At 65.8% G+C, this 19234-nt stretch carries 21 protein-coding genes and 1 riboswitch; of the genes, 12 read left to right on the top strand and 9 right to left on the bottom strand.

Annotation, left to right across the window (positions count from 1 at the left end; genetic code table 11):
• Position 1: 1 nt before the first annotated feature.
• From SOM28_RS19525 to SOM28_RS19510, 4 genes are all read right to left on the bottom strand, one after another.
• Positions 2 to 433, bottom strand: a complete 432-nt coding sequence (locus tag SOM28_RS19525; RefSeq protein WP_123068693.1) for a biopolymer transporter ExbD — start codon at positions 431 to 433, stop codon at positions 2 to 4.
• 30 nt (positions 434 to 463) lie between these two features.
• Positions 464 to 1147 carry a protein TolQ gene (gene tolQ / locus SOM28_RS19520; protein WP_123068692.1) on the bottom strand — a complete coding sequence of 228 codons (684 nt, stop codon included), beginning with the start codon at positions 1145 to 1147 and terminating at the stop codon, positions 464 to 466.
• 22 nt (positions 1148 to 1169) lie between these two features.
• Positions 1170 to 1574, bottom strand: coding sequence for a tol-pal system-associated acyl-CoA thioesterase (ybgC, locus tag SOM28_RS19515; RefSeq protein WP_123068691.1), 405 nt, complete (start codon positions 1572 to 1574; stop codon positions 1170 to 1172).
• A 226-nt stretch (positions 1575 to 1800) separates the two neighbouring features.
• Positions 1801 to 2547, bottom strand: a complete 747-nt coding sequence (locus SOM28_RS19510; protein WP_320469134.1) for an SDR family oxidoreductase — start codon at positions 2545 to 2547, stop codon at positions 1801 to 1803.
• A gap of 169 nt (positions 2548 to 2716) precedes the next feature.
• Positions 2717 to 2836, top strand: a riboswitch (ZMP/ZTP riboswitch).
• A 109-nt stretch (positions 2837 to 2945) separates the two neighbouring features.
• Between SOM28_RS19510 and glyA the strand changes: the two genes are divergently transcribed.
• The 10 genes from glyA to SOM28_RS19460 all read left to right on the top strand — a co-directional run bounded on the left by glyA (position 2946) and on the right by SOM28_RS19460 (position 9844).
• A complete protein-coding gene (glyA, locus tag SOM28_RS19505; protein WP_320469133.1) occupies positions 2946 to 4193 on the top strand; it encodes a serine hydroxymethyltransferase in 1248 nt (415 codons plus the stop codon).
• Positions 4194 to 4260: 67 nt separating this feature from the next.
• Entirely contained in the window at positions 4261 to 4728 is a 468-nt protein-coding gene (gene nrdR, locus SOM28_RS19500) for a transcriptional regulator NrdR (protein ID WP_123068688.1), read from the top strand.
• Positions 4729 to 4838: 110 nt separating this feature from the next.
• Entirely contained in the window at positions 4839 to 5375 is a 537-nt protein-coding gene (pilV, locus tag SOM28_RS19495; protein ID WP_320469132.1) for a type IV pilus modification protein PilV, read from the top strand.
• Between the two features lie 5 nt (positions 5376 to 5380).
• The gene (locus tag SOM28_RS19490; protein ID WP_320469131.1) at positions 5381 to 5704 is read left to right on the top strand and encodes a PilW family protein; all 324 of its coding nucleotides are present in this window, start codon (positions 5381 to 5383) and stop codon (positions 5702 to 5704) included.
• 15 nt (positions 5705 to 5719) lie between these two features.
• Positions 5720 to 6310, top strand: coding sequence for a PilW family protein (locus SOM28_RS19485; RefSeq protein WP_320469130.1), 591 nt, complete (start codon positions 5720 to 5722; stop codon positions 6308 to 6310).
• 7 nt (positions 6311 to 6317) lie between these two features.
• Complete coding sequence (locus SOM28_RS19480; RefSeq protein ID WP_320469129.1) at positions 6318 to 6998, top strand: pilus assembly PilX family protein; 681 nt, start codon at positions 6318 to 6320, stop codon at positions 6996 to 6998.
• A complete protein-coding gene (locus SOM28_RS19475; RefSeq protein ID WP_320469128.1) occupies positions 6995 to 7447 on the top strand; it encodes a type IV pilin protein in 453 nt (150 codons plus the stop codon). The genes SOM28_RS19480 and SOM28_RS19475 overlap by 4 nt, the downstream gene beginning before the upstream one ends.
• A gap of 8 nt (positions 7448 to 7455) precedes the next feature.
• The gene (locus tag SOM28_RS19470) at positions 7456 to 8013 is read left to right on the top strand and encodes a GspH/FimT family pseudopilin (protein ID WP_320469127.1); all 558 of its coding nucleotides are present in this window, start codon (positions 7456 to 7458) and stop codon (positions 8011 to 8013) included.
• A gap of 84 nt (positions 8014 to 8097) precedes the next feature.
• The gene (gene ribD, locus SOM28_RS19465) at positions 8098 to 9174 is read left to right on the top strand and encodes a bifunctional diaminohydroxyphosphoribosylaminopyrimidine deaminase/5-amino-6-(5-phosphoribosylamino)uracil reductase RibD (RefSeq protein WP_320469259.1); all 1077 of its coding nucleotides are present in this window, start codon (positions 8098 to 8100) and stop codon (positions 9172 to 9174) included.
• A 31-nt stretch (positions 9175 to 9205) separates the two neighbouring features.
• Positions 9206 to 9844: a riboflavin synthase gene (locus SOM28_RS19460; protein WP_320469126.1), complete on the top strand. Its 639-nt coding sequence runs from the start codon at positions 9206 to 9208 to the stop codon at positions 9842 to 9844.
• Between the two features lie 34 nt (positions 9845 to 9878).
• On the opposite strand, the gene SOM28_RS19455 is transcribed toward SOM28_RS19460, so the two are convergent.
• From SOM28_RS19455 to SOM28_RS19435, 5 genes are all read right to left on the bottom strand, one after another.
• Positions 9879 to 11480, bottom strand: coding sequence for an alpha/beta hydrolase (locus tag SOM28_RS19455; protein WP_320469125.1), 1602 nt, complete (start codon positions 11478 to 11480; stop codon positions 9879 to 9881).
• Positions 11481 to 11643: 163 nt separating this feature from the next.
• A complete protein-coding gene (locus tag SOM28_RS19450) occupies positions 11644 to 11925 on the bottom strand; it encodes a DUF3325 domain-containing protein (protein ID WP_320469124.1) in 282 nt (93 codons plus the stop codon).
• Positions 11922 to 13487: a PepSY-associated TM helix domain-containing protein gene (locus SOM28_RS19445; protein WP_320469123.1), complete on the bottom strand. Its 1566-nt coding sequence runs from the start codon at positions 13485 to 13487 to the stop codon at positions 11922 to 11924. The genes SOM28_RS19450 and SOM28_RS19445 overlap by 4 nt, the downstream gene beginning before the upstream one ends.
• A 9-nt stretch (positions 13488 to 13496) precedes the next feature.
• The gene (locus tag SOM28_RS19440; RefSeq protein WP_320469122.1) at positions 13497 to 13769 is read right to left on the bottom strand and encodes an iron uptake protein; all 273 of its coding nucleotides are present in this window, start codon (positions 13767 to 13769) and stop codon (positions 13497 to 13499) included.
• Positions 13753 to 15876, bottom strand: a complete 2124-nt coding sequence (locus SOM28_RS19435) for a TonB-dependent receptor (RefSeq protein WP_320469121.1) — start codon at positions 15874 to 15876, stop codon at positions 13753 to 13755. Before SOM28_RS19435 ends, SOM28_RS19440 begins: the two co-directional genes overlap by 17 nt.
• A 256-nt stretch (positions 15877 to 16132) precedes the next feature.
• On the opposite strand from SOM28_RS19435, the gene pflB reads away from it, so the two are divergent.
• Both pflB and pflA read left to right on the top strand, forming a co-directional pair.
• The gene (gene pflB / locus SOM28_RS19430; RefSeq protein ID WP_346433472.1) at positions 16133 to 18337 is read left to right on the top strand and encodes a formate C-acetyltransferase; all 2205 of its coding nucleotides are present in this window, start codon (positions 16133 to 16135) and stop codon (positions 18335 to 18337) included.
• Positions 18338 to 18361: 24 nt separating this feature from the next.
• Positions 18362 to 19228, top strand: coding sequence for a pyruvate formate-lyase-activating protein (pflA, locus tag SOM28_RS19425; RefSeq protein WP_320469119.1), 867 nt, complete (start codon positions 18362 to 18364; stop codon positions 19226 to 19228).
• Positions 19229 to 19234 lie beyond the last annotated feature (6 nt).

Raw genomic sequence — 19234 nt, 5'->3', positions numbered from 1 at the left:
GTCACTGGGTGGCCAGGCCGACCCGGTTGATGCCCATCTTCTTGGCTTCCGAAATCAGCTGGATCACGTCGTCGTATTTGCTGTCGCGGTCGCCTGCAATCAGGACCGGAAAGTCCGGATTCTCTTCGTGCAGTGCGCGCAGGCGCTGGAGCAGGGCGGAGCGGTCGGCCACTTCGTCCTGGGCGACCTTCACCTTGCCGTGCACGCCGATCGACAGTTTGTTGCCCGGCTCGATGGAAATCTGGATATACGTGTCCGGCGGCAGCGCGGATTTCTCGGCGCGCGGCAGATTGACGACGCTCGGCGCTTCATTCGCAGGCACCGCCATGAAAATGATGAGCAGCACCAGCATCACGTCGATATACGGCACGACGTTGATCTCGGCTTTGAACTTGCGGCGACGTCCGCCGCGCATGCTGCTGGAAAATGACATCCCGATGCTCTCCCGGTTCTCGTGGGCGGATCAGCGCGACTGGCGCTGGAGGATGTTCGAGAATTCTTCGACGAAGCTCTCGAAGCGGTTCGCCAGGCGGTCGATGTCGTGGGTGAAGCGGTTATACGCGACCACGGCAGGGATTGCGGCAAACAGGCCGATCGCGGTCGCGATCAGCGCTTCGGCGATGCCGGGAGCGACCACCGCCAGGGTGGCTTGCTCGACGCTGGCCAGGCCGCGGAACGAGTTCATGATGCCCCACACGGTGCCCAGCAGGCCGATGTACGGCGAGACCGAACCGACCGAGGCCAGGAAGTTCAGGTGCGAATCGAGGGTGTCGAGTTCACGCTGGAACGAGGCGCGCATGGCGCGGCGGGCGCCGTCGAGCACCGAGTTCATGTCCAGCGCTTCGCGCGATGCCTGCTTGCCCTTGATGAATTCGCCCATGCCGGCTTCGAAGATGCGGGCCAGGGGGCCGCTCTGGTCGCGCTGGCTGCTGGCGCTCTGGTGCAGGGTGTGCAGGTTGCCGCCGGCCCAGAAGCTGCGCTCGAACTGCTCGGTCTGCGCGCGGGCGGCGCGGATCGCGAACACCTTGCGGAAGATATAAGTCCAGCTCACGATCGACAGCAACAATAGCAAGGCCATGATCAGCTGCACCAGGATATGGGCATTGGCGATCAGGGAGACAAACGAAAGGTCGTGGGTTGCAGTCATCGTAAGCTTATTTGTGTAAATATCAGGCGGCACGCATTTTAGCAGCCACGTCGTCTGGCAGGGAGCGGGGGCGAGTGGTTCTTACATCAACACAGCCGATTTTCACGTTGGCCGAATTGAGCAGCACCTCGCCGCACCATGCTTCCTGGAGAAACTGCACCGAGGCTCCGCCCACTTTCGCCACGCTGGTGCGGATGCTCAGTTCATCGTCGAGACGGGCGGCCCAGCGGTAATCGAGGGTCATGCTCCTGACGACGAAGGCCGTATGGTCGACGTCGATCAGCGCTTGTTGTTCGATCCCGAGCGCGCGCAGGAACTCGGTACGGCCGCGCTCGAAGAACTTCAGGTAGTTGGCATGATAGACAATGCCTCCGGCGTCGGTATCTTCGTAATAAACCCTGACTGGCCAGTTGTACACTGAAGGCATTCTTTGTTGCCGAATTAATGAAAACGGGAAATATTTTACGCGACTTTCCACTTTAATATGTACGCTGACGTACGTTGAAAGTGGAAAAGTTTTACGTACTGATAGCACGGGGTCGTGCTTTTGAGCAGTAGTAGACTTGAAACGTAGTTAAAAGACCAATCACTGTAACACTTTCTCACAAATGATAGGTGGGGGATTGGTCTTCCTGGTTAGGTATGGGGGTCGATTAACCCCGGCGCACGGCGAACGGCGAGAAGCCCTGGCACGTCGGCATCAGCTCGATGCTGTTGACGTTGACGTGCGGCGGCAGCGTCGCGATCCAAAAGGCGGTATCGGCGATGTCCTTGGCGGTCAGCGGTTGCGTGCCTTCGTAGACCTTGGCCGCGGCGTCGTCGTCGCCCTTGAAGCGCACGTTCGAGAATTCGGTGCCGCCGCACAGGCCCGGCGCGATATTGGTGGCGCGCACGCCGGTCCCGACCAGGTCGGCGCGCAGGTTCAGCGTGAACTGCTCGACGAAGGCTTTAGTTGCGCCATACACATTGCCGCCCGGGTAAGGGTAGTGGCCGGCCACCGAGCCGATATTGATCACCAGGCCGCTGCCGCGCGCCACCATGTCCGGCAGCACGGCGCGGGTCATGGTCACCAGGCCCTGGCAGTTGGTCGCAATCATGGTGTCCCAATCTTCCAGCGGCACCTCGTAGGCCGGCGCCGTGTTCAGCGCCAGGCCGGCATTGTTCACCAGTACGTCGATCTGTTTCCACTCGGGCGGCAGACCCGACAGGGCGGCCTCGATCGAGGCGCGGCTGGTGACGTCCAGGGTCACGGCCAGGGCGGCCTCGCCCAGTTCGCGCGCCAGGTCGGCGATACGGTCGGTACGGCGCGCGGCCAGGACGACGCGGTGGCCGTGGGAGACGAAAGTGCGCGCCATTTCGGCGCCGAAGCCGGCCGATGCGCCGGTGATGAAGACGTTCATGATGGGTCCTTGGGTGGCAACAGGGTGACAGGCGGGAGAGGCAAGGCGCACTGCCGAACCGTAAAATTGTAGCCGAAACGACCATGAGTCCGCTGGGGGCGGCGCTTTCTCGGCCGGCACAGCGGTTTCCTTGCCCTACGATGGGGAGTTCAGTACAATTTGGAGTCCTTACGTCTCACGTAACTGGCGAAACACCGCGTGTGCGCACCATTCGGATGCACGGCGCGGCAAAGGTGGGTACCCACCGGGGAACGTGAGACGCCATACGCCGTTCGCCTGGGCAGCCATCAACCGGTACGCGTTCGATCGCGGCTGCCTGCGCCCGTGCCTACGGCCCGCCCCGGCTCCCGCCTTCCCATGCCACCAGTTGCCTGGATTACTATCGATTGGAGTTTTACATGTTTGCCAAAGATCATACGCTCGCCAATATCGACCCGGAACTGTGGGATGCAATTCAAAAAGAAAACGTTCGCCAGCAAGACCACATCGAGCTGATCGCCTCCGAGAACTACACCTCGCCGGCCGTGATGGAAGCGCAGGGCTCGCAGTTGACCAATAAATATGCCGAAGGCTATCCAGGCAAGCGCTACTACGGCGGCTGCGAATACGTCGATGTCGCCGAGCAGCTGGCGATCGACCGCCTGAAGGAACTGTTCGGCGCCGAAGCCGCCAACGTCCAGCCGAACTCGGGTTCGCAAGCCAACCAGGGCGTGTTCTTCGCCATGCTCAAGCCTGGCGACACCATCATGGGCATGTCGCTGGCCGAAGGCGGCCACCTGACCCACGGCATGTCGCTGAACATGTCGGGCAAATGGTTCAACGTCGTCTCGTACGGCCTGACCCCAGAAGAAGACATCGACTACGAAGCGCTCGAAAAGCAGGCGCACGAGCACAAGCCGAAGATGATCATCGCCGGCGCGTCGGCATTCGCCCTGCGCATCGACTTCGAGCGCATCGCCAAGGTCGCCAAGGACGTCGGCGCCTACTTCATGGTCGACATGGCCCACTACGCCGGCCTGATCGCCGCCGGTGAATACCCGAACCCGGTGCCGTTTGCCGACTTCGTCACCTCGACCACCCACAAATCGCTGCGCGGCCCGCGCGGCGGCATCATCCTGATGAAGGCCGAGCACGAAAAGGCCATCAACTCGGCGATTTTCCCTGGCATCCAGGGCGGCCCGCTGATGCACGTGATCGCCGGTAAGGCCGTCGCGTTCAAGGAAGCGCTGTCGCCGGAGTTCAAGGAATACCAGAAGCAGGTCGTCAAGAACGCGAAAGCCCTGGCTGAAACCCTGATTGCACGCGGCCTGCGCATCGTGTCGGGCCGTACCGAATCGCACGTGATGCTGGTCGACCTGCGCGCCAAGGGCCTCACCGGCAAGGAAGCGGAAGCGATCCTGGGCCAGGCTCACATGACCTGCAACAAGAACGGCATCCCGAACGACCCGCAGAAGCCATTCGTCACCTCGGGCATCCGCCTGGGCAGCCCGGCCTTCACCACTCGCGGCTTTAAGGAAGAAGACGCGGTCACCGTGGGCAACCTGATCGCCGACGTGCTGGACAACCCGCACGACGCCGCGACCATCGAGCGCGTGAAGGGCGAAGTCAAGAAGCTGACCGACAAGTACCCGGTCTACGCGCGTTAATTGCAATTCTCCCGGACCGGTTCACCGGTCCGGTCGCATCATCCAGCAATACTGCAGCCCCGGCCCCATGAAATGTCCCTTTTGCCAGCATGAAGAAACACAAGTCCTCGATACCCGCGTATCGGAGGAAGGGGACGCCATCCGGCGCCGGCGCCGCTGCGGCAAGTGCGACAAGCGCTTCACCACCTATGAGCGCATCGAGCTGTCGATGCCGATCATCGTCAAGAAAAATGGCAGCCGCACTGAATTTGCCTCTTCCAAGCTGCGCGGCAGCCTGATGCTGGCGCTGCGCAAGCGCCCGGTCTCGGCCGAGGCGATCGACGGCGCCGTTGCATCGATCGAGGAAAAGCTGCTCACCAGCGGACGGCGCGAAGTCGACAGCGTGTATGTCGGCGAGCTGGTGATGGAACAGCTCAAGCGGCTCGACAAGATCGCGTATATCCGCTTCGCTTCCGTCTACAAGAATTTCGAGGACCTGGATTCCTTCCAGGCGGCGCTGGCCGAAGTTGGGCATCAGCGCAAGCTCGACAACTGACCTCGTTTCCAAGTTCCTTTTTTTGCCCTGCGCACCCTTGCGGCCACGCATGGGCGCCAGAGCCCTGCCTGATAACTTCTCTGCTCGTACATCGTTAGCGGAGGATAGGCATGCAGGCGCATCTTCCCGGCCGCCCGGGCGGCTTCACCATGATCGAAGTCCTGGTGGCCTTGTTCGTGCTCGCGGTCGGCGTGGTCGGCGCCAGCGCGGCGCAACTGGCGGCGCAGCGCACGCGCCAGCATGCGGCGCTGAGTTCCGAAGCGGCGATGCTGGCCACCTCACTGGCCGCACGCATGCAGGCCAACGTCCACGTGGCGAGCCTGCCGGATGGCGCCAACCCTTATTTTCCGCTCGATTACAAGGCGCTCGATGCTGGCCCGCCCGCGGGTGGCGCGCCGTGCTTTGGCGTCGGCGCCTGCGATCCGCTGGCACTGGCCGCCTACGACCTGCGCGAGACGCGCCTGGCGCTGCACCGGGGCTTTCCATCGGGCCGCATCGCGGTCTGTCGCGACGGCGAGCCGTGGGATGCGGAGCATAGCCGCTACCGCTGGGCGTGCAACGGGGACGAGACTGCGCCGGTGGCGATCAAGATCGGCTGGCATGGCACCGATGACGGGCCGGGCTATGTGTTGCTGGTGGCGCGATGAGGGTCTTGGGCACATTCGGGCGCCAGGCCGGCCTGACCATCGCCGAACTGATGGTGGCGATGGCGCTTGGCCTGGCGGTGCTGCTGGCCAGCGGCTCGCTGCTGATCACCAGCGTGCGCGCGCATGCCGCCGTCATGGAGGCGTCCGAGATGGACGATAGCGGCCGCTACGCCGTCGATGCACTGGCACGCGCCGTCCGCCTGGCGGCGCACGTCGACTGGGCGGCGCATCCTGTCGTCGACCCGGCAGCGCCGGCGCGGCTGGCCGGCCTGGACGCCAGTTCGCTGGAGCGTACCGGCGTCGGCATCGATGCGGTCTTACCCGACTAAGCCAATGGCAGCGACGTGCTGGCCTTGCGCTTTCCCGGCAGCGGCGCACCGCCGGGTGGCGATGGCGCCACCCTCGATTGCGCGGGCTTTCCCGTGCACCGCGACGAAGACGGCTGGAGCATCTTTTATGTCGCGCGCAATGCCCAGGGCGATGCCGAACTGCGTTGCAAGTACCGGGGAGCGAGCAGCTGGTCGTCGGATGCGGTGGCGGGCCGGGTCGACGGCTTCCAGGTGCTGTACGGTCTGGATGCCGACGGCGACCGCGTCCCGGACCGCTACGTGAATGCGACCGAGCTGGGCGCGCTCGACGCGGCGCTGGTACTGGCCGGCGCCACGCCCGACGAACGCGCGGCCGACTTGCGCAAGCGCACCCACTGGAAACGGGTGGCGCTGGTGCGGGTCGCGCTGCTGCTGCATGGGCCGCCCCTCAATCCGGGCGCCGACGATAGCATCGTCTACGACTTGTTCGGGCCAGACCATGGCGCAGCCTTTTCCAGTGGCGATCAGGGCACGCGGCTGGTGGGGACGGCGCTCGATGACGGTCACGAGCCACGCATGCGCAAGGTCTACGGCGCGACCATCGCCTTGCCAGTGGCGCCGGATTGAACGTCGCATGCGCACCATTCACTCACCGTTCCGGCGGCGGGAAGGCGGCATTGCGCTCCTGACCGCCCTGGTGCTGATGCTGGCGGTGCTCATGACCGGCATCGCGTCCACTCGCGGCGCCATGCAGGGCGCGCGCGCCGCCGCGCATGAACGCGACCGCGTGCTGGCACTGCAGATGGCCGACGCCGCACTGCTGGATGCGGAGCGCGACATCGAAGGCGGCGCTGAGCCTGGTTCGGCGCGCGCCAACGCGATCGCCGGCGGCAGCGCGGACGCCTTCGTCGCCGGTTGCGGCGGCGGGCGGCCATACAGCGGCCTGTGTGCGCACGCGGCCAATCCCGACCAGCTAGCCGAACTGCTGGCCGAGGAAGACGGCCCGGCCATCCTGTTCGGCAGCTTTACCGGCTTGAGCATGCCGGACGGCGCGGGCGCACTGCCGCTCGCGGCGCCACGCTACCTGATCGAGCTGATGCCGGCGGCGCCCGACGGCCAGCTGTACCGGATCACGGCGCGCGGCGCCGGCAGCATGCCCGGCACCCATGCCGCGCTGCAGGCCTATTACCGCAAGCCGTCCGATGGCGCCCCCGGTCGGCGTGTCGGCTGGCGCGAACTGGGGAACTGGAGTGAAGCGTTCGCGGTGCCAGCCGCCAGCGCGGCGGGCCACCCGTTTGGAAGGGGCAGACGATGAGACGCGGCAGCAATGGGTTCACGCTGGTCGAACTGATGGCCGTGCTGGCCATCCTCGCCATCCTGGCAGCGCTCGTCTATCCCTCGTATGCGCAGCAGATGGTGAAGGCGCGCCGCATCGAGGCCCAGCTGGCGCTGCTGGACATCATGCAACGCCAGGAGCAATACCGCGCGCTGCGCCACTCCTATCTGGCGTTCTCGATCGATACCGACGATGCCGATACCGGCGAATTTCCGCCCTGGATCGGCAACAGCGCCGCCACCAGCGCCTATGAGCTGGACGGCGACGCCTGTCCCGGCCAGGATATCGCCCACTGCATCGAGCTGCGCGCCCGGCCGGGCACCGCCAATGTGGACACCGGTTTCGCCGACCCGGACTGCGGCGTCCTGACGCTCGACAGCACCGGCCGGCAGGCGGCCAGCGGTCCGTCGTCGCGCTGTTGGCCATGAAGCCAACAATGAGACTGCATCGCTGCGCAGGCCTGTCCCTGGCCGAGCTGGTGGTGGTGCTGGGCATGGTCGCGGTGACGGCGGCGGTGGCCGCCCCCGACCTGCATGCGCTGGTGCGCGGCCAGCAGCTGCGCACCGCCTCGGGCGACCTGCATGGAGCGATCCAGCTCACCCGTTCGCAGGCGATCGCGCGCAACGAGCGGGTCAAGCTCACGCCCAACGACGAGGCCGGCCGCGACTGGTCGCGCGGCTGGACCGTCTATGTCGATCGCGACGACGACCGCCGTCCGGGCGAGGGCGACGAGATCCTGGCCGTGCGTGCTCCTCTGCCAAACGGCATGCAGGTCAGCTATTCCTTCACCAGCCCTGCGCCGCCGCAATACATCGCCTACAATGGCGCGGGACGCAGCTGCAGCGATACCAACAGCGCGGCATCGCGTCTTGGCACGCTGTCGCTATTCCATGGCGGCCAGGTGCGCCGTATTAAAATCAATATGCTCGGGCGCGCACGCCTGTGCAATCCCGCCCGCGAAGACGGGTGTGACGGCGCCGCGGCGCCGCCCTGAAGGAAAAAGATGGCGACCAACGAGATGGCGACCGAAGAAATGGCGACGAGCTATAGCGAACTGATCCTGAACGATACCGACGGCATGGCCTTGGCCCTGGACTGGGCGGCGCGCGGCATGTACATCACCGCGCCGAATCCGCGCATCGGCTGCGTGATCGTCAAGGACGGCATCGTGATCGGCGCCGGCCACACCCAGCCCGCCGGCCAGGCGCACGCCGAAATCCAGGCCCTGCGCGATGCCGCGGCGCGCGGCAACGACGTGCGCGGCGCCACCGCCTACGTCACGCTGGAACCGTGCAGCCACCATGGCCGCACGCCACCATGTTCGGACGCCCTGGTGCAGGCCGGCTTGGGACGGGTGGTGGCGGCCATGGTCGACCCGAATCCGCTGGTGGCCGGCCGCGGCCTGGCCCAGCTCGAAGCCGCCGGCATCCAGGTCAAGGCCGGTGTGCTGGCCGAGGCGGCGCAAGAGCTGAACGTCGGCTTCTTCTCGCGCATGGTGCGCGGCCTGCCGTGGGTGCGCCTGAAGGTGGCGGCCAGCCTGGACGGCGCCACCGCACTGGCCGGCGGCGAGAGCCAGTGGATCACGGGCGAGGCGGCGCGCGCCGACGGCCATGCCTGGCGTGCGCGCGCCAGCGCGATCGTGACCGGCATCGGCACCGTGAAGGCCGACGATCCGCAGTTGACGGTACGCGGCGTCGACACGCCGCTGCAGCCGCGCCGCGTGATCGTCGACAGCCGCCTGGAGATCGACCCCGACGCCCGCATCCTGCAGGGCGAACCATGCTGGATCGTGGCCGCTGTCGAGAATCATGACAAGGCCGCGGCCCTGCAAGCGGCTGGCCACGAAGTGCTCATGCTGCCGAACGCGCGCAGCAAGGTCGACCTGCCGGCGCTGATGCGCGAGCTGGGCCGGCGCGAGATCAACGAAGTGCACGTCGAGGCAGGTTCCAAGCTGAACGCGTCGATGGTGCGCGAAGGCTGCGTCGACGAGCTGCTGGCCTACCTGGCGCCAAGCCTCATCGGACCGGGGCAGGGCATGTTCGACCTGCCCGCGCTCGAGCGCCTGGCGGACCGCCGCCAACTGCGCTTCCACGACGTGGCGCGCGTGGGCGACGACCTGCGCATCCTGGCCCGCTTCGTCGAACCGGCCGCCTGATACTGAATTTGACTTAACACGAAGGAATCACATGTTTACTGGAATCGTCGCTGCCGTCGGCAACATCACTTCCGTCTCGCCACTGGCGGGCGGCCTGGACGCCGGCGTGCGCCTGGTCGTCGACGCCGGCCCGCTGCCGCTGGCCGACGTCGCCCTGGGCGACTCGATCGCCATCAATGGCGCCTGCATGACCGTGGTCGAGAAGACCGACAATGCGTTCACCGTCGACGTCTCGCGGGAGAGCCTGAACAAGACGGTGGGCCTGGAGAGCGCAGGCGAAGTCAACCTTGAAAAAGCGCTGACCCTGGCCGAGCGCCTGGGCGGGCACCTGGTCTCGGGCCACGTCGATGGCCTGGGCGTGGTGCATAGCTTCGAACCGGTCGGCGAATCGTTCGAGCTGATCGTCGATGCGCCTCATGAGCTGGCCAAGTTCCTGGCCTACAAGGGCTCGGTCGTGGTCAATGGCGTGTCGCTGACCGTCAACCGGGTCGAGGATCTCGACGCCGACGGCAAGAAGATCTGCCGCTTCTCGATCAACCTGATCCCGCACACGATCGAGGTCACTACCCTCAAGCATCTGAAAGCCGGTTCGCAGGTCAACCTGGAGATCGACCTGATCGCCCGCTACGTGGAGCGCATGCTGGCAAGATCTGGCGGCGTCCCGCTGTAAGAATCCCGGTACGCATCGACCGTCGTCAAGCCCGTCAGTCCTGCAAGGTGCACCGGCTGTCCGGTGCGGGAGACTCGAGGTCGATGAGATAGTCCGCGACGATTTCATCGACACACGCATTCCCGCCGATCAGGGCCACGCCGTGCTGTTCACCTTCGACGGTGAGCAGGCTGGCGTCAAGCGTCCTGGCCAGGCTGATCCCCCCTTCGTGCGGGGTCGCCGGGTCGCGGGTGACCGACACGACCAGTGTTCTCGGAAGTCCCTCGATATCGACGGCATAGGGATAGCCAAGCGTCGGTTCCACTGGCCACGCCTCACAGATATCCCGTGCCGAGACCGGCCGGCCAGTGGCCAGGAATGGCGCAACCTCGAACACCGCATGCTTCATCGCGCTCTCCTCCTCGGGAGTATGGCGTTCTTCGTCGAGGCACTCGATCGCGATTTGTGCCTCGTTGGCGTTGCCGTAGCTGCCATCGGCATGACGCGACTGGGCCAGGTCACGCAGGAGCATTAGAGGTTCTCCATTCCCGGCTTTCAGTGCGCTGATGCCCTGGATGACGGCTGGCCAGCCCGACTCGCTGTACAGGGGCAGGACCAAGCCGTTGAGTGCGCCAGTGTAGGTCAGCTTGCGCCCGTCCGCGGTGACGATCGGTTTGTCGATCAACGCTTGCAGGAGCTGCTGGAAGACGGCGGTCGCCTGGCTCGGATCGGTGCCGAGCGGACAGTCTGGCGAGCTGGCCCAGAAGGCCGCCATATTGTCGAAGCCGCGTTGAAAGCCCGCGAACTGAACCAGCCGGCGCGCGGCGGTGCCAGTCAGAGGATCGACTGCGCCGTCGAGCACCAGCGCCCGCACGTTGTGAGGGAACATTTCGGCATACACGGCGCCCAGCCGCGTGCCGTAGCTGGCGCCGGCGAATGTCAGCTTTTCGTCGCCGAGCACGGCGCGCAGTACGTCCATGTCGCGGACCACGTCGCGGGTGCCGACGTTGGCCAGCACGTCCTCTCCGCCAGAGCGCGCGGCGCACTTCCTGTACACCTGGCGGGTCTCGTCTTCGGTGTAGTCCTCGACCCCGGAGTTGAGCGTGGAGAGTGTCACGTCGGCCTCGCGCTCGGCATCCGTAAAACAATCCAATGCCGGAGTCGACGCCCCGACCCCGCGCGGGTCGAACCCGATCAGGTCGAATCGTCTCCTGATCGGACTATCGGCCAGGGCATTCGCCACCGTCGCCGCGTAGCCCATGCCGGAAAAGCCGGGGCCGCCCGGGTTGAGCAGGATCGAGCCAATCCGGTTGCCCGGCTCGCCCTTCGCCGCCACCCGCAGCAGCGCAATCTGCGCCGTTCTTCCCTCCGGATTCCGATAGTCGAGCGGCACCTGGAGCCGGGCGCATGTCAAGGTCTTCTCGGCGAATTCCTTGGCTTGCGCGTCTGTGGTGGCGTAGCTGTCGCAAGGGCCGAACGTCAGCTGCTGGTCGTAGAAGCGCGCCAACCCTGGCGAGATATCGCCAGGCGTCTGTGCCTGATCCGGGCCGGAGTTGCCGCCACAGGCGCCAAGCATCAGGCTCAGCGCCACGAGTTTTGCTGTCCCGGCCATGTGCCAACGCCGGCCGTCAGCCTTGCGCGTATCTGATGTGTTCATCCAAGCAGCTTCCTTTCTATTTGATTACTGAAGCATTGCTTCAGGAATACAAATTGGCGGGGCAGAGCGGTGGTATCGCTCCAAAGCGCTTAGTTTCAACCTCGATCATTGTGGGAACATGGCGGCGTAGCCGCGGTGGCAGGGGTGTGATGCAGGAGCGGAGTCAGCGCATCGCGCGCCAGGTGAGGGTAAAGGCGACCGCCAGCGCCGCCGCCGAGATCAGCACCGTCCACAGGAGGCTGCCGAAGCTGATGCCGTCGCGCCAGACGCACAGGCCGTAGGCCAGCGCCAGCAGGCCCAGGCCGGCGGGACGCAGCCAGCGCCACGCGACGGCGCGCAGCGACCGGCCGCGCCATCGTTCCCAATGCTCCGGCATGGCCAGCGCCAGGCAGGCGAAGCCGCCATAACTGGCCAGGCAGGCGGCAACCAGCAGCAGCGCCGTCATGCCCGCACGTCGGCCTGGCGCGCGCCGCCTCGGGCCGGTTTGACGCCAAGGCGGCGTGCACCCCACGCTGCCAGCAATGCCAGTGCCAGCAGCAGCAAATCCACGCCCGCCACCGCCCAGTTCCCGCTTGCGAGCGCCCGGAGCGGATGGTCGCCGGTGGTGACTGCATTGAGCAGGACGCACACCACGGCCAGCAGGCAGGTGGCCCAGGCTTGATCACGCCAGGCCGCGCGGCCACGCCACCACGCATGGCCGAAGCTGGCCATCCACACCAGGTAGAACGTCCAGACCTCGAGCGCCGCGCGGGCTTCGCCGCCCAGTCCCTGCGCGGGCGGCAGCAAGCGGTTGGTGGCCATGAATGCAAGCGTGGCGATCACGATCCCGGTGACGCTGCCGATAGTGAGCCCTTCCACCACGCTCACCCCGGCCAGTCCCTTCGCGGCATGGCGCGCGCGGCGCGCTTCGAGCCAGAACAGGAAGCCGGTGGCGATCAGCACGCAGCCGGCCAGCCCGGCCAGGAAGTACAGCCAGCGCAAGGTCCAGTGCTCGAACTGGATGAAGTGGATGCCCGAGATGAAGCGCTGGGCCGACATCACGGGCGCTGCCTGGAAGCGGTGCAGCACCTGGCCGCTGGCCGCGTCGAAGAAGATCTGGTCCACGTTCATCGTGACCTCGCGCGCGTAGGACCGGCGCAATTCGACATAGCTGTTGGCGTCGCCCGGGTGCCAGACCCGCACGAAATATGGCTGAGATTCGGGCTGCGTGCCGCCCCATTCGCGCCGCGCGATATCAGCCATCGCATCGAGCGAGGCCAGGGCGCCGGGCGTGTTGGCCCTGGGCCGGCTGTACTTGCCGTAGGCATCGGCGAAGAACGCGGCCTTGGCCGCCTTGCCTTCGCCGTAGGCGCCGGTGTACGCCTGGGGAAAATAAATCATCATGAAGATGACCATGCCAGACAGCGTGATGATGAAGTGGAAGGGCAGGCCCAGCACACCGACCAGGTTGTGCAGGTCCAGGCTGCTGCGCTGCAGGGATTTGCGGGGCCGGAACGTGAAGAACTGGGCGAATATCTTGCGGTGGATGATCACCCCCGACACCAGCAATAGCAGCATGGCCATGCCCGCCACCCCGACGATCCACTTGCCGACTTCTTTCCACTGCAGGTGCAGGCTGTAGTGAAAGGGGAAAAAGAAGCCGCTGCCGCCCAGCGTGCCTTGCTCATGCAGGAAGGTGAGCCGCTGCGGATCCAGTTGGCGCGGCGCCGGCTCGTCATCGCCGGCCTTGTAGGTGAAGCGCAGCACCGGGGTGCGCTGGGTCGGCAGGTCGACCCGCCACTGGCTGGCGCCAGCGGGCACCGCCGGCAGCACGGTGCGCGCGACGGCGTCGAGCGAGATCGGCGCGCTTGCGGGCGCGAGTCGGGTGGGCGGCATCATCCAGCGGTCGATCTCGCGGTCGAACACGCTCAGGGTGCCCATCCAGAACACGGCGAACAGCACGCTGCCCAGCACGACGCCGGCCCAGGTGTGGAGCCAGGCCATCGATTTGCGCAAGGTGTCTTCCATGGCGCCGTCCTAGTCAACCAGGTGGATGACGGTAGCCATCAGCGCTACCCCGGCTGCCAGCACGATCCACAGGCGCGCCGCGGCGCGTACGCTGAACGCCCAGACCAGCAGCGCGAGATAGAACACGAAGCCCAGCATCGAGGATAGCGCGACGGCTTCCGAGCGCGCCATGCCGAGGCGGGCCAGCACGGCGCCGGCCGCGATCACCGTCAACACGGTGAGCAGGTAGCCGCCCACCACCGCGCCGACGACCCTGAGGCCGCGCTCAGAAGCCGAGCGCATAACCCACGGTCACGGTGCGGCCGCGGCCGGCGAAGTAGCGGGCCGGTTCGACCAATGCGCTCTGGGAGTAGTACGTGATGTAGTCCTTGTCGAGCAGGTTGGCGAAGCCCAGGCGCAGGTCGCCCTTGCGCAGCTTGTAGGTCAGGGCCGCGTCGACCAGGGTGTAGCCCGAGAAGCGTTTGGCCGGATCGTCGAAGTCCTGCGAGAACGCATGCTGGGCCTGGACCAGCGACGACAGGCGGTCGCCCCAGTTCGCGGTCCAGCTGGCCAGCACGCGGTCCGGGGAGACGTTCAGGCCGTCGAGCTTCGCATCCAGGCTGCCGTCGTTATTGCTGTCGTAGCGGCCCTTGGTGCGCGCATACGAGAGGCTGGCGCGGTGCGTAGCATTGAAGCGGTGCGCGATCTTGGCTTCGACGCCTTCAAGCCGCGTCTTTTCGCGCGCCATCATGAACACGCCGCCGACCGAGACCACGCGCGCGCCGAAGTCGGAATCGGAACGGTAATAGCTGGCGTCGAATTCCCAGTCGCCCTTGCGCACGCGGGTGCCGGCCTCCACGCCGTCGGTCAGGATCGGTTCGAGGTTGCGCAGGCTGCCGATGCTCTGGCCAGGCGTGTTGATCGAGCGGAGCGTGCGGCCGATGTCCGGCAGGCCGAAGCCTTCCGAATAATTGGCGTACAAGGTGACGTCCTTGACAGGCTCCAGCACCAGTCCCGCATTGAGCAGCGTTTCGTTGAACTTGATCTTGCCGCCTTCGACGAAGGTGTTGTTGTAGGCGGCCAGCGTGCGATAGCTGTCGACTTCGAGGTCGGCGTTCTCGCGCCGCGCGCCGGCGTGCAGCGTCAGATTATCGAGCAGCTTGAATTCGCCCTGGGTGAACAGCGACAGGTTGCTGTACTTTGACTCGGGCACGAAGGTGCGCCCGGTGCCGTACATGTCCTGCTTGCCCTCGTCGACCAGCGTGTCGAAGCCGACGGTGAGCTTCAGGCGTCCATCGAACAGGCCCTCTTTCGTCAGGCCGACCTTGCTGCCGTACTTCGAGGCGACCGAACGCGACTGGTCATACAGGGTGCCGCGCGGCGCGATCGTCACGTCCTGGAAGGTGGCCGAGTTGTCGGCGCCGAACAGGCCGACGAATTCCTGGCTATAGGCCATCGCCGACAGTTCCATGCCGGCCAGATTGGTGTGGGTGTAGCTGGCGCTGGTGGTCCAGACGTCGTTCCAGGCTGGCGCGCCAGGCGGTGTGCCCTCGACCGACGTGGATGGAATGCCGCGCGCGCGGTCGCCCGGCACGCCGAGGTAGCTGGCCTTCGACTTGATGCGGTAGCGGTTGACCGAGAACTGCAGGCGCTGGTGTTCGTCCGGCCGGTAGCCGATCTTGGCCAGCACGTCGTAGCTGCGCGAATCCATCAGGTCGCCCTGGGTCACGTCGACCCCGATCGAACGGCCGGCGCCGTCCAGGTACAGCCCCTGGTCTTCGTAGCCGACCGAGAACAGGTATTCGAGCTTGTCGCCGCGGCCGTCGAGCCGGTAGGTGGTCTTGTAGCCGAGCAGGTCGCCGTTCACATCGGAGGTGGGCGTCGTCACCTGCACGTCGACGTGCTGATTAAAGCTGCCCGCGGCAGGGCGGCGCGTGATGATGTTGATGGTGCCGCCGGTGGCGCCCAGGCCGTTGATGGCGTTCGGGCCCTGCACGATCTCGATGCGGTCGACCATCGCATAATCGATGGTGTGGGCCTCGCGCCCGGTGGGGCGCACCGGATTCGATTGCGGCACGCCGTCGACCAGGATCAGCGGGGTGCGTCCGCGCAGCGTCTCGCCCGAGCCGTTCATCTTGCCGCGACTGGGCGTGTACGAGGGCAGCAGGTTGCTGAGGACGTCGGACGTGTTGGTGGAAATGGTCAGCTGGCGCGCGATGTCTTCCTTGCGGATCACAACCACCGTCTGCGGCGCCTTGTCCACTTCTACGTTGGAGCGCGAGGCGGCGATGACGACCACGGCGCCATCGGTATCGGCCTGTTGGGCTTGCGCGATGAGGGGAAGCAGGGCGAGAGAGACGAGGGCCGCGAGCGGACGGCGGCTGGTGGACAAGGTCTGCGGTGACTGCACGAACGACTCCGATCTACGTGATAATGAGAACTATTATCAATTAGATCGATCGTCGATGTCAAACCGCCATTGGCGCTCGCCACCTAAGACCAAGGTCCGATGGACCCGAAAAAACCGGGGACGTACGCTGTTCCCGGGTTGGACCGCTCGCCACCTTGCCCCTGTTCCGCGCGCCCTCCCGCAGACTACGGAGGACACAATGGACGTCAAGGTCGACATCAAGTTGCAGAACAGGACCAGCTCAGGAGCGTGGCGCATGTTCCTGCCCGGGCTCTGGCAGGACCGCATCAACCTGCGCGACTTCATCCAGCACAACTACACTCCCTACGAGGGGGATGGCGGCTTCCTGGCCGGCCCCACCGCGCGCACGACGGCCCTGTGGCAGAAACTGACGCCGCTGATTTCCGAGGAGCGCGACAAGGGCGTGCTCGACGTATCGCAGGTCCCCGCGAGCATCCTGGCGCACGGCCCCGGCTATATCGACAAGGACAGCGAGATCGTCGTCGGCCTGCAGACCGATGCGCCGCTCAAGCGCGCCATCATGCCGTTCGGCGGCTGGCGGGTGGTCGAGGCTGGCCTGAAGGCCTACGGCTACACGCCCGACCCGCTGCTGGGCGAGATCTTCAGCAAATACCGCAAGACCCACAACGACGGCGTGTTCGACGCCTACACGCCGGCGATCCGGCGGGCCCGGTCCTCGCATATCGTCACCGGCCTGCCCGATGCCTACGGGCGCGGGCGCATCATCGGCGACTACCGCCGGGTGGCGCTGTACGGCGTCGACTTCCTGATCGCCGACAAGCGGCGTGAAAAGGCCGAACTGGACGATCGTCATTCGACCGAGGAGGTGATCCGGCTGCGCGAGGAATTGTCGGAGCAGATCCGCTCGCTGGAAGAACTGGAAGAGATGGCACTGCGCTACGGCTGCGACATCGCGGCGCCGGCGGCCAACGCGCGCGAAGCGGTGCAGTGGACGTACTTCGGCTACCTGGCCGCGATCAAGCAGCAGAACGGCGCGGCGATGTCGGTCGGACGGCTGTCGAGCTTCCTGGACATCTATTTTGAACGCGACCTGCGCGAGGGCACGCTCACCGAGCAGGGCGCGCAGGAAATCATCGACGACCTGGTCATCAAGTGGCGCATCGTGCGCTTCCTGCGCGCGCCGGAATACAACGCGCTGTTCTCGGGCGACCCGGTGTGGGTGACCGAGACCCTGGGCGGTATGGGCGAGGATGGCCGCACCCTGGTGACGAAGACGGCGTTTCGCATGCTGCAGACGCTGTACAACCTGGGGCCGGCGCCGGAGCCGAACCTGACCGTGTTCTGGTCGCCGCGCCTGCCCGAGGGATTCAAGCGCTTCGCGATCAAGACCTCTATCGACACCAGCGCGATCCAGTACGAGTCCGACGACCTGATGCGCCCGAAATGGGGCGACGACTGCGCCATCGCCTGCTGCGTGTCGGCCATGCGGCTCGGCAAGCAGATGCAGTTCTTCGGCGCCCGCGTCAACCTGCCCAAGACCCTGCTGTACGCGCTCAATGGCGGCCGCGATGAGCTGAGCGGCGAGCAGATCGGGCCGGCGCTGGCGCCGATCGCCACCGAGGTGCTCGACTACGACGACGTCATGGCCCACCTCGACCCGATGCTCGACTGGCTGGCCGAGACCTATGTCAATGCGCTCAACGTCATCCACTACATGCACGACAAATACTGTTACGAGGCGATCGAGATGGCGCTGCACGACCGCGACGTGCTGCGCACGCTGGCCTGCGGCATCGCCGGCCTGTCGCATGCGGCCGACAGCCTGTCGGCCATCCGGTATGCCGAGGTGCGGCCGATCCGCGACGAGCGCGGGCTGATGGTCGATTTCGACGTCAAAGGCGAGTTCCCCTGCTACGGCAACAACGACGAACGCGCGGACGCGATCGCGACGATGCTGGTGACGACGATGATGAACAAGATCCGCAGCCATCCGACCTATCGCAATGCGGTGCACACCCAGTCGGTGCTGACCATCACCTCGAACGTCGTGTATGGCAAGGGCACCGGCGCCACGCCGGACGGGCGAAAACAGGGCGAGCCATTCGCGCCGGGCGCCAATCCGTCCAACGGACGCGACACCCACGGCGTGATGGCCGCCCTGATGTCGGTGGCGAAGATTCCCTACGACGATGCCGAGGACGGCATCTCGCTCACCTTGTCGGTGGTGCCGGCGGCGCTAGGCACCGAGGGCGAGCAGGTCGGGCGCGGTGTCGATGCGCTGGACGCCTATTTCGGCAGCGGGGGCTTCCACATCAACGTCAACGTGCTCAATCGCGAGACGCTGCACGATGCGATGGCCCATCCGGAAAAATACCCGCAGCTGACCGTGCGTGTGTCGGGCTATGCCGTCAACTTCATCAAGCTCACCAGGGAACAGCAGTTCGACGTGATCAACCGTACCTTCCACGGCACCCTGTAGCACGGCGCCCTCAAGGAGGAGAGCATGAGTGACCACCACCAATCCTTGTCCGGCAGCCGCTACGAGTTGCACCTGACCCGCGATGGCGCGGACGAGGTCAAGGCGCACCACTTCTACGCCATCCAGCCGGGCGACCTCGAAGAAGAGGAGGACCGGGACGAGGACATGGTCGGCTACGTGCACTCGTGGGAGGTGGGCAGCACGGTGGACGGCCCGGGGCTGCGCTTCGTCGCCTTCCTGTCCGGGTGCCTGCTGCGCTGCCAGTACTGCCATAACCCGGACACCTGGCACAAGCTCAACGGCCGCCCGGTCACGCTCGGGCGCGGTATGCACGAGATCGCGAAGTATGCGCAGGTGCTCAAGGCCAGCCACGGCGGCATTACGCTGTCCGGCGGCGAACCGATGGTGCAGAAGGCCTTCATGATGCAGGTCTTCCGGCGCTGCAAGGCGCTCGGCCTGCACACCTGCGTCGACACCGCGGGGCGGCTTGGGGCGCGCCTGTCCGACGACGACCTGATGCAGATCGACTTGAACCTGCTCGACATCAAATCGGGCGACCCGGCCACCTACGAGAAGGTGACGCGCCACCCGTTGCAACCTACGCTCGACTATGCCAGGCGCCTGTCCGAGCTGGGGCGTCCGGTATGGGTGCGCTTCGTGCTCGCTCCCGGCCTGACCGACGCCTGGGACAACGTCGAAAAGGTGGCCGACATCGCCGCCGGGATCCGCTCCCTGGAACGCGTGGAAATCCTGCGCTTTCATCAGATGGGCCGCGACAAGTGGCACCGGCTCGGCCTCGACTACACGCTGGAAACCATCGAACCGCCCGCGCCGGAACTGACGGAGCGGGTGCGCGCGCAGTTCCGTAGCCGCGGGCTGACGGTGTACTGAGGGGAC

The sequence above is a fragment of the Massilia sp. CFBP9026 genome (assembly GCF_034045165.1).
Taxonomy (GTDB): Bacteria; Pseudomonadota; Gammaproteobacteria; order Burkholderiales; family Burkholderiaceae_D; genus Telluria; species Telluria arenae.
This window is presented reverse-complemented; position numbering and strand designations above follow the sequence as displayed.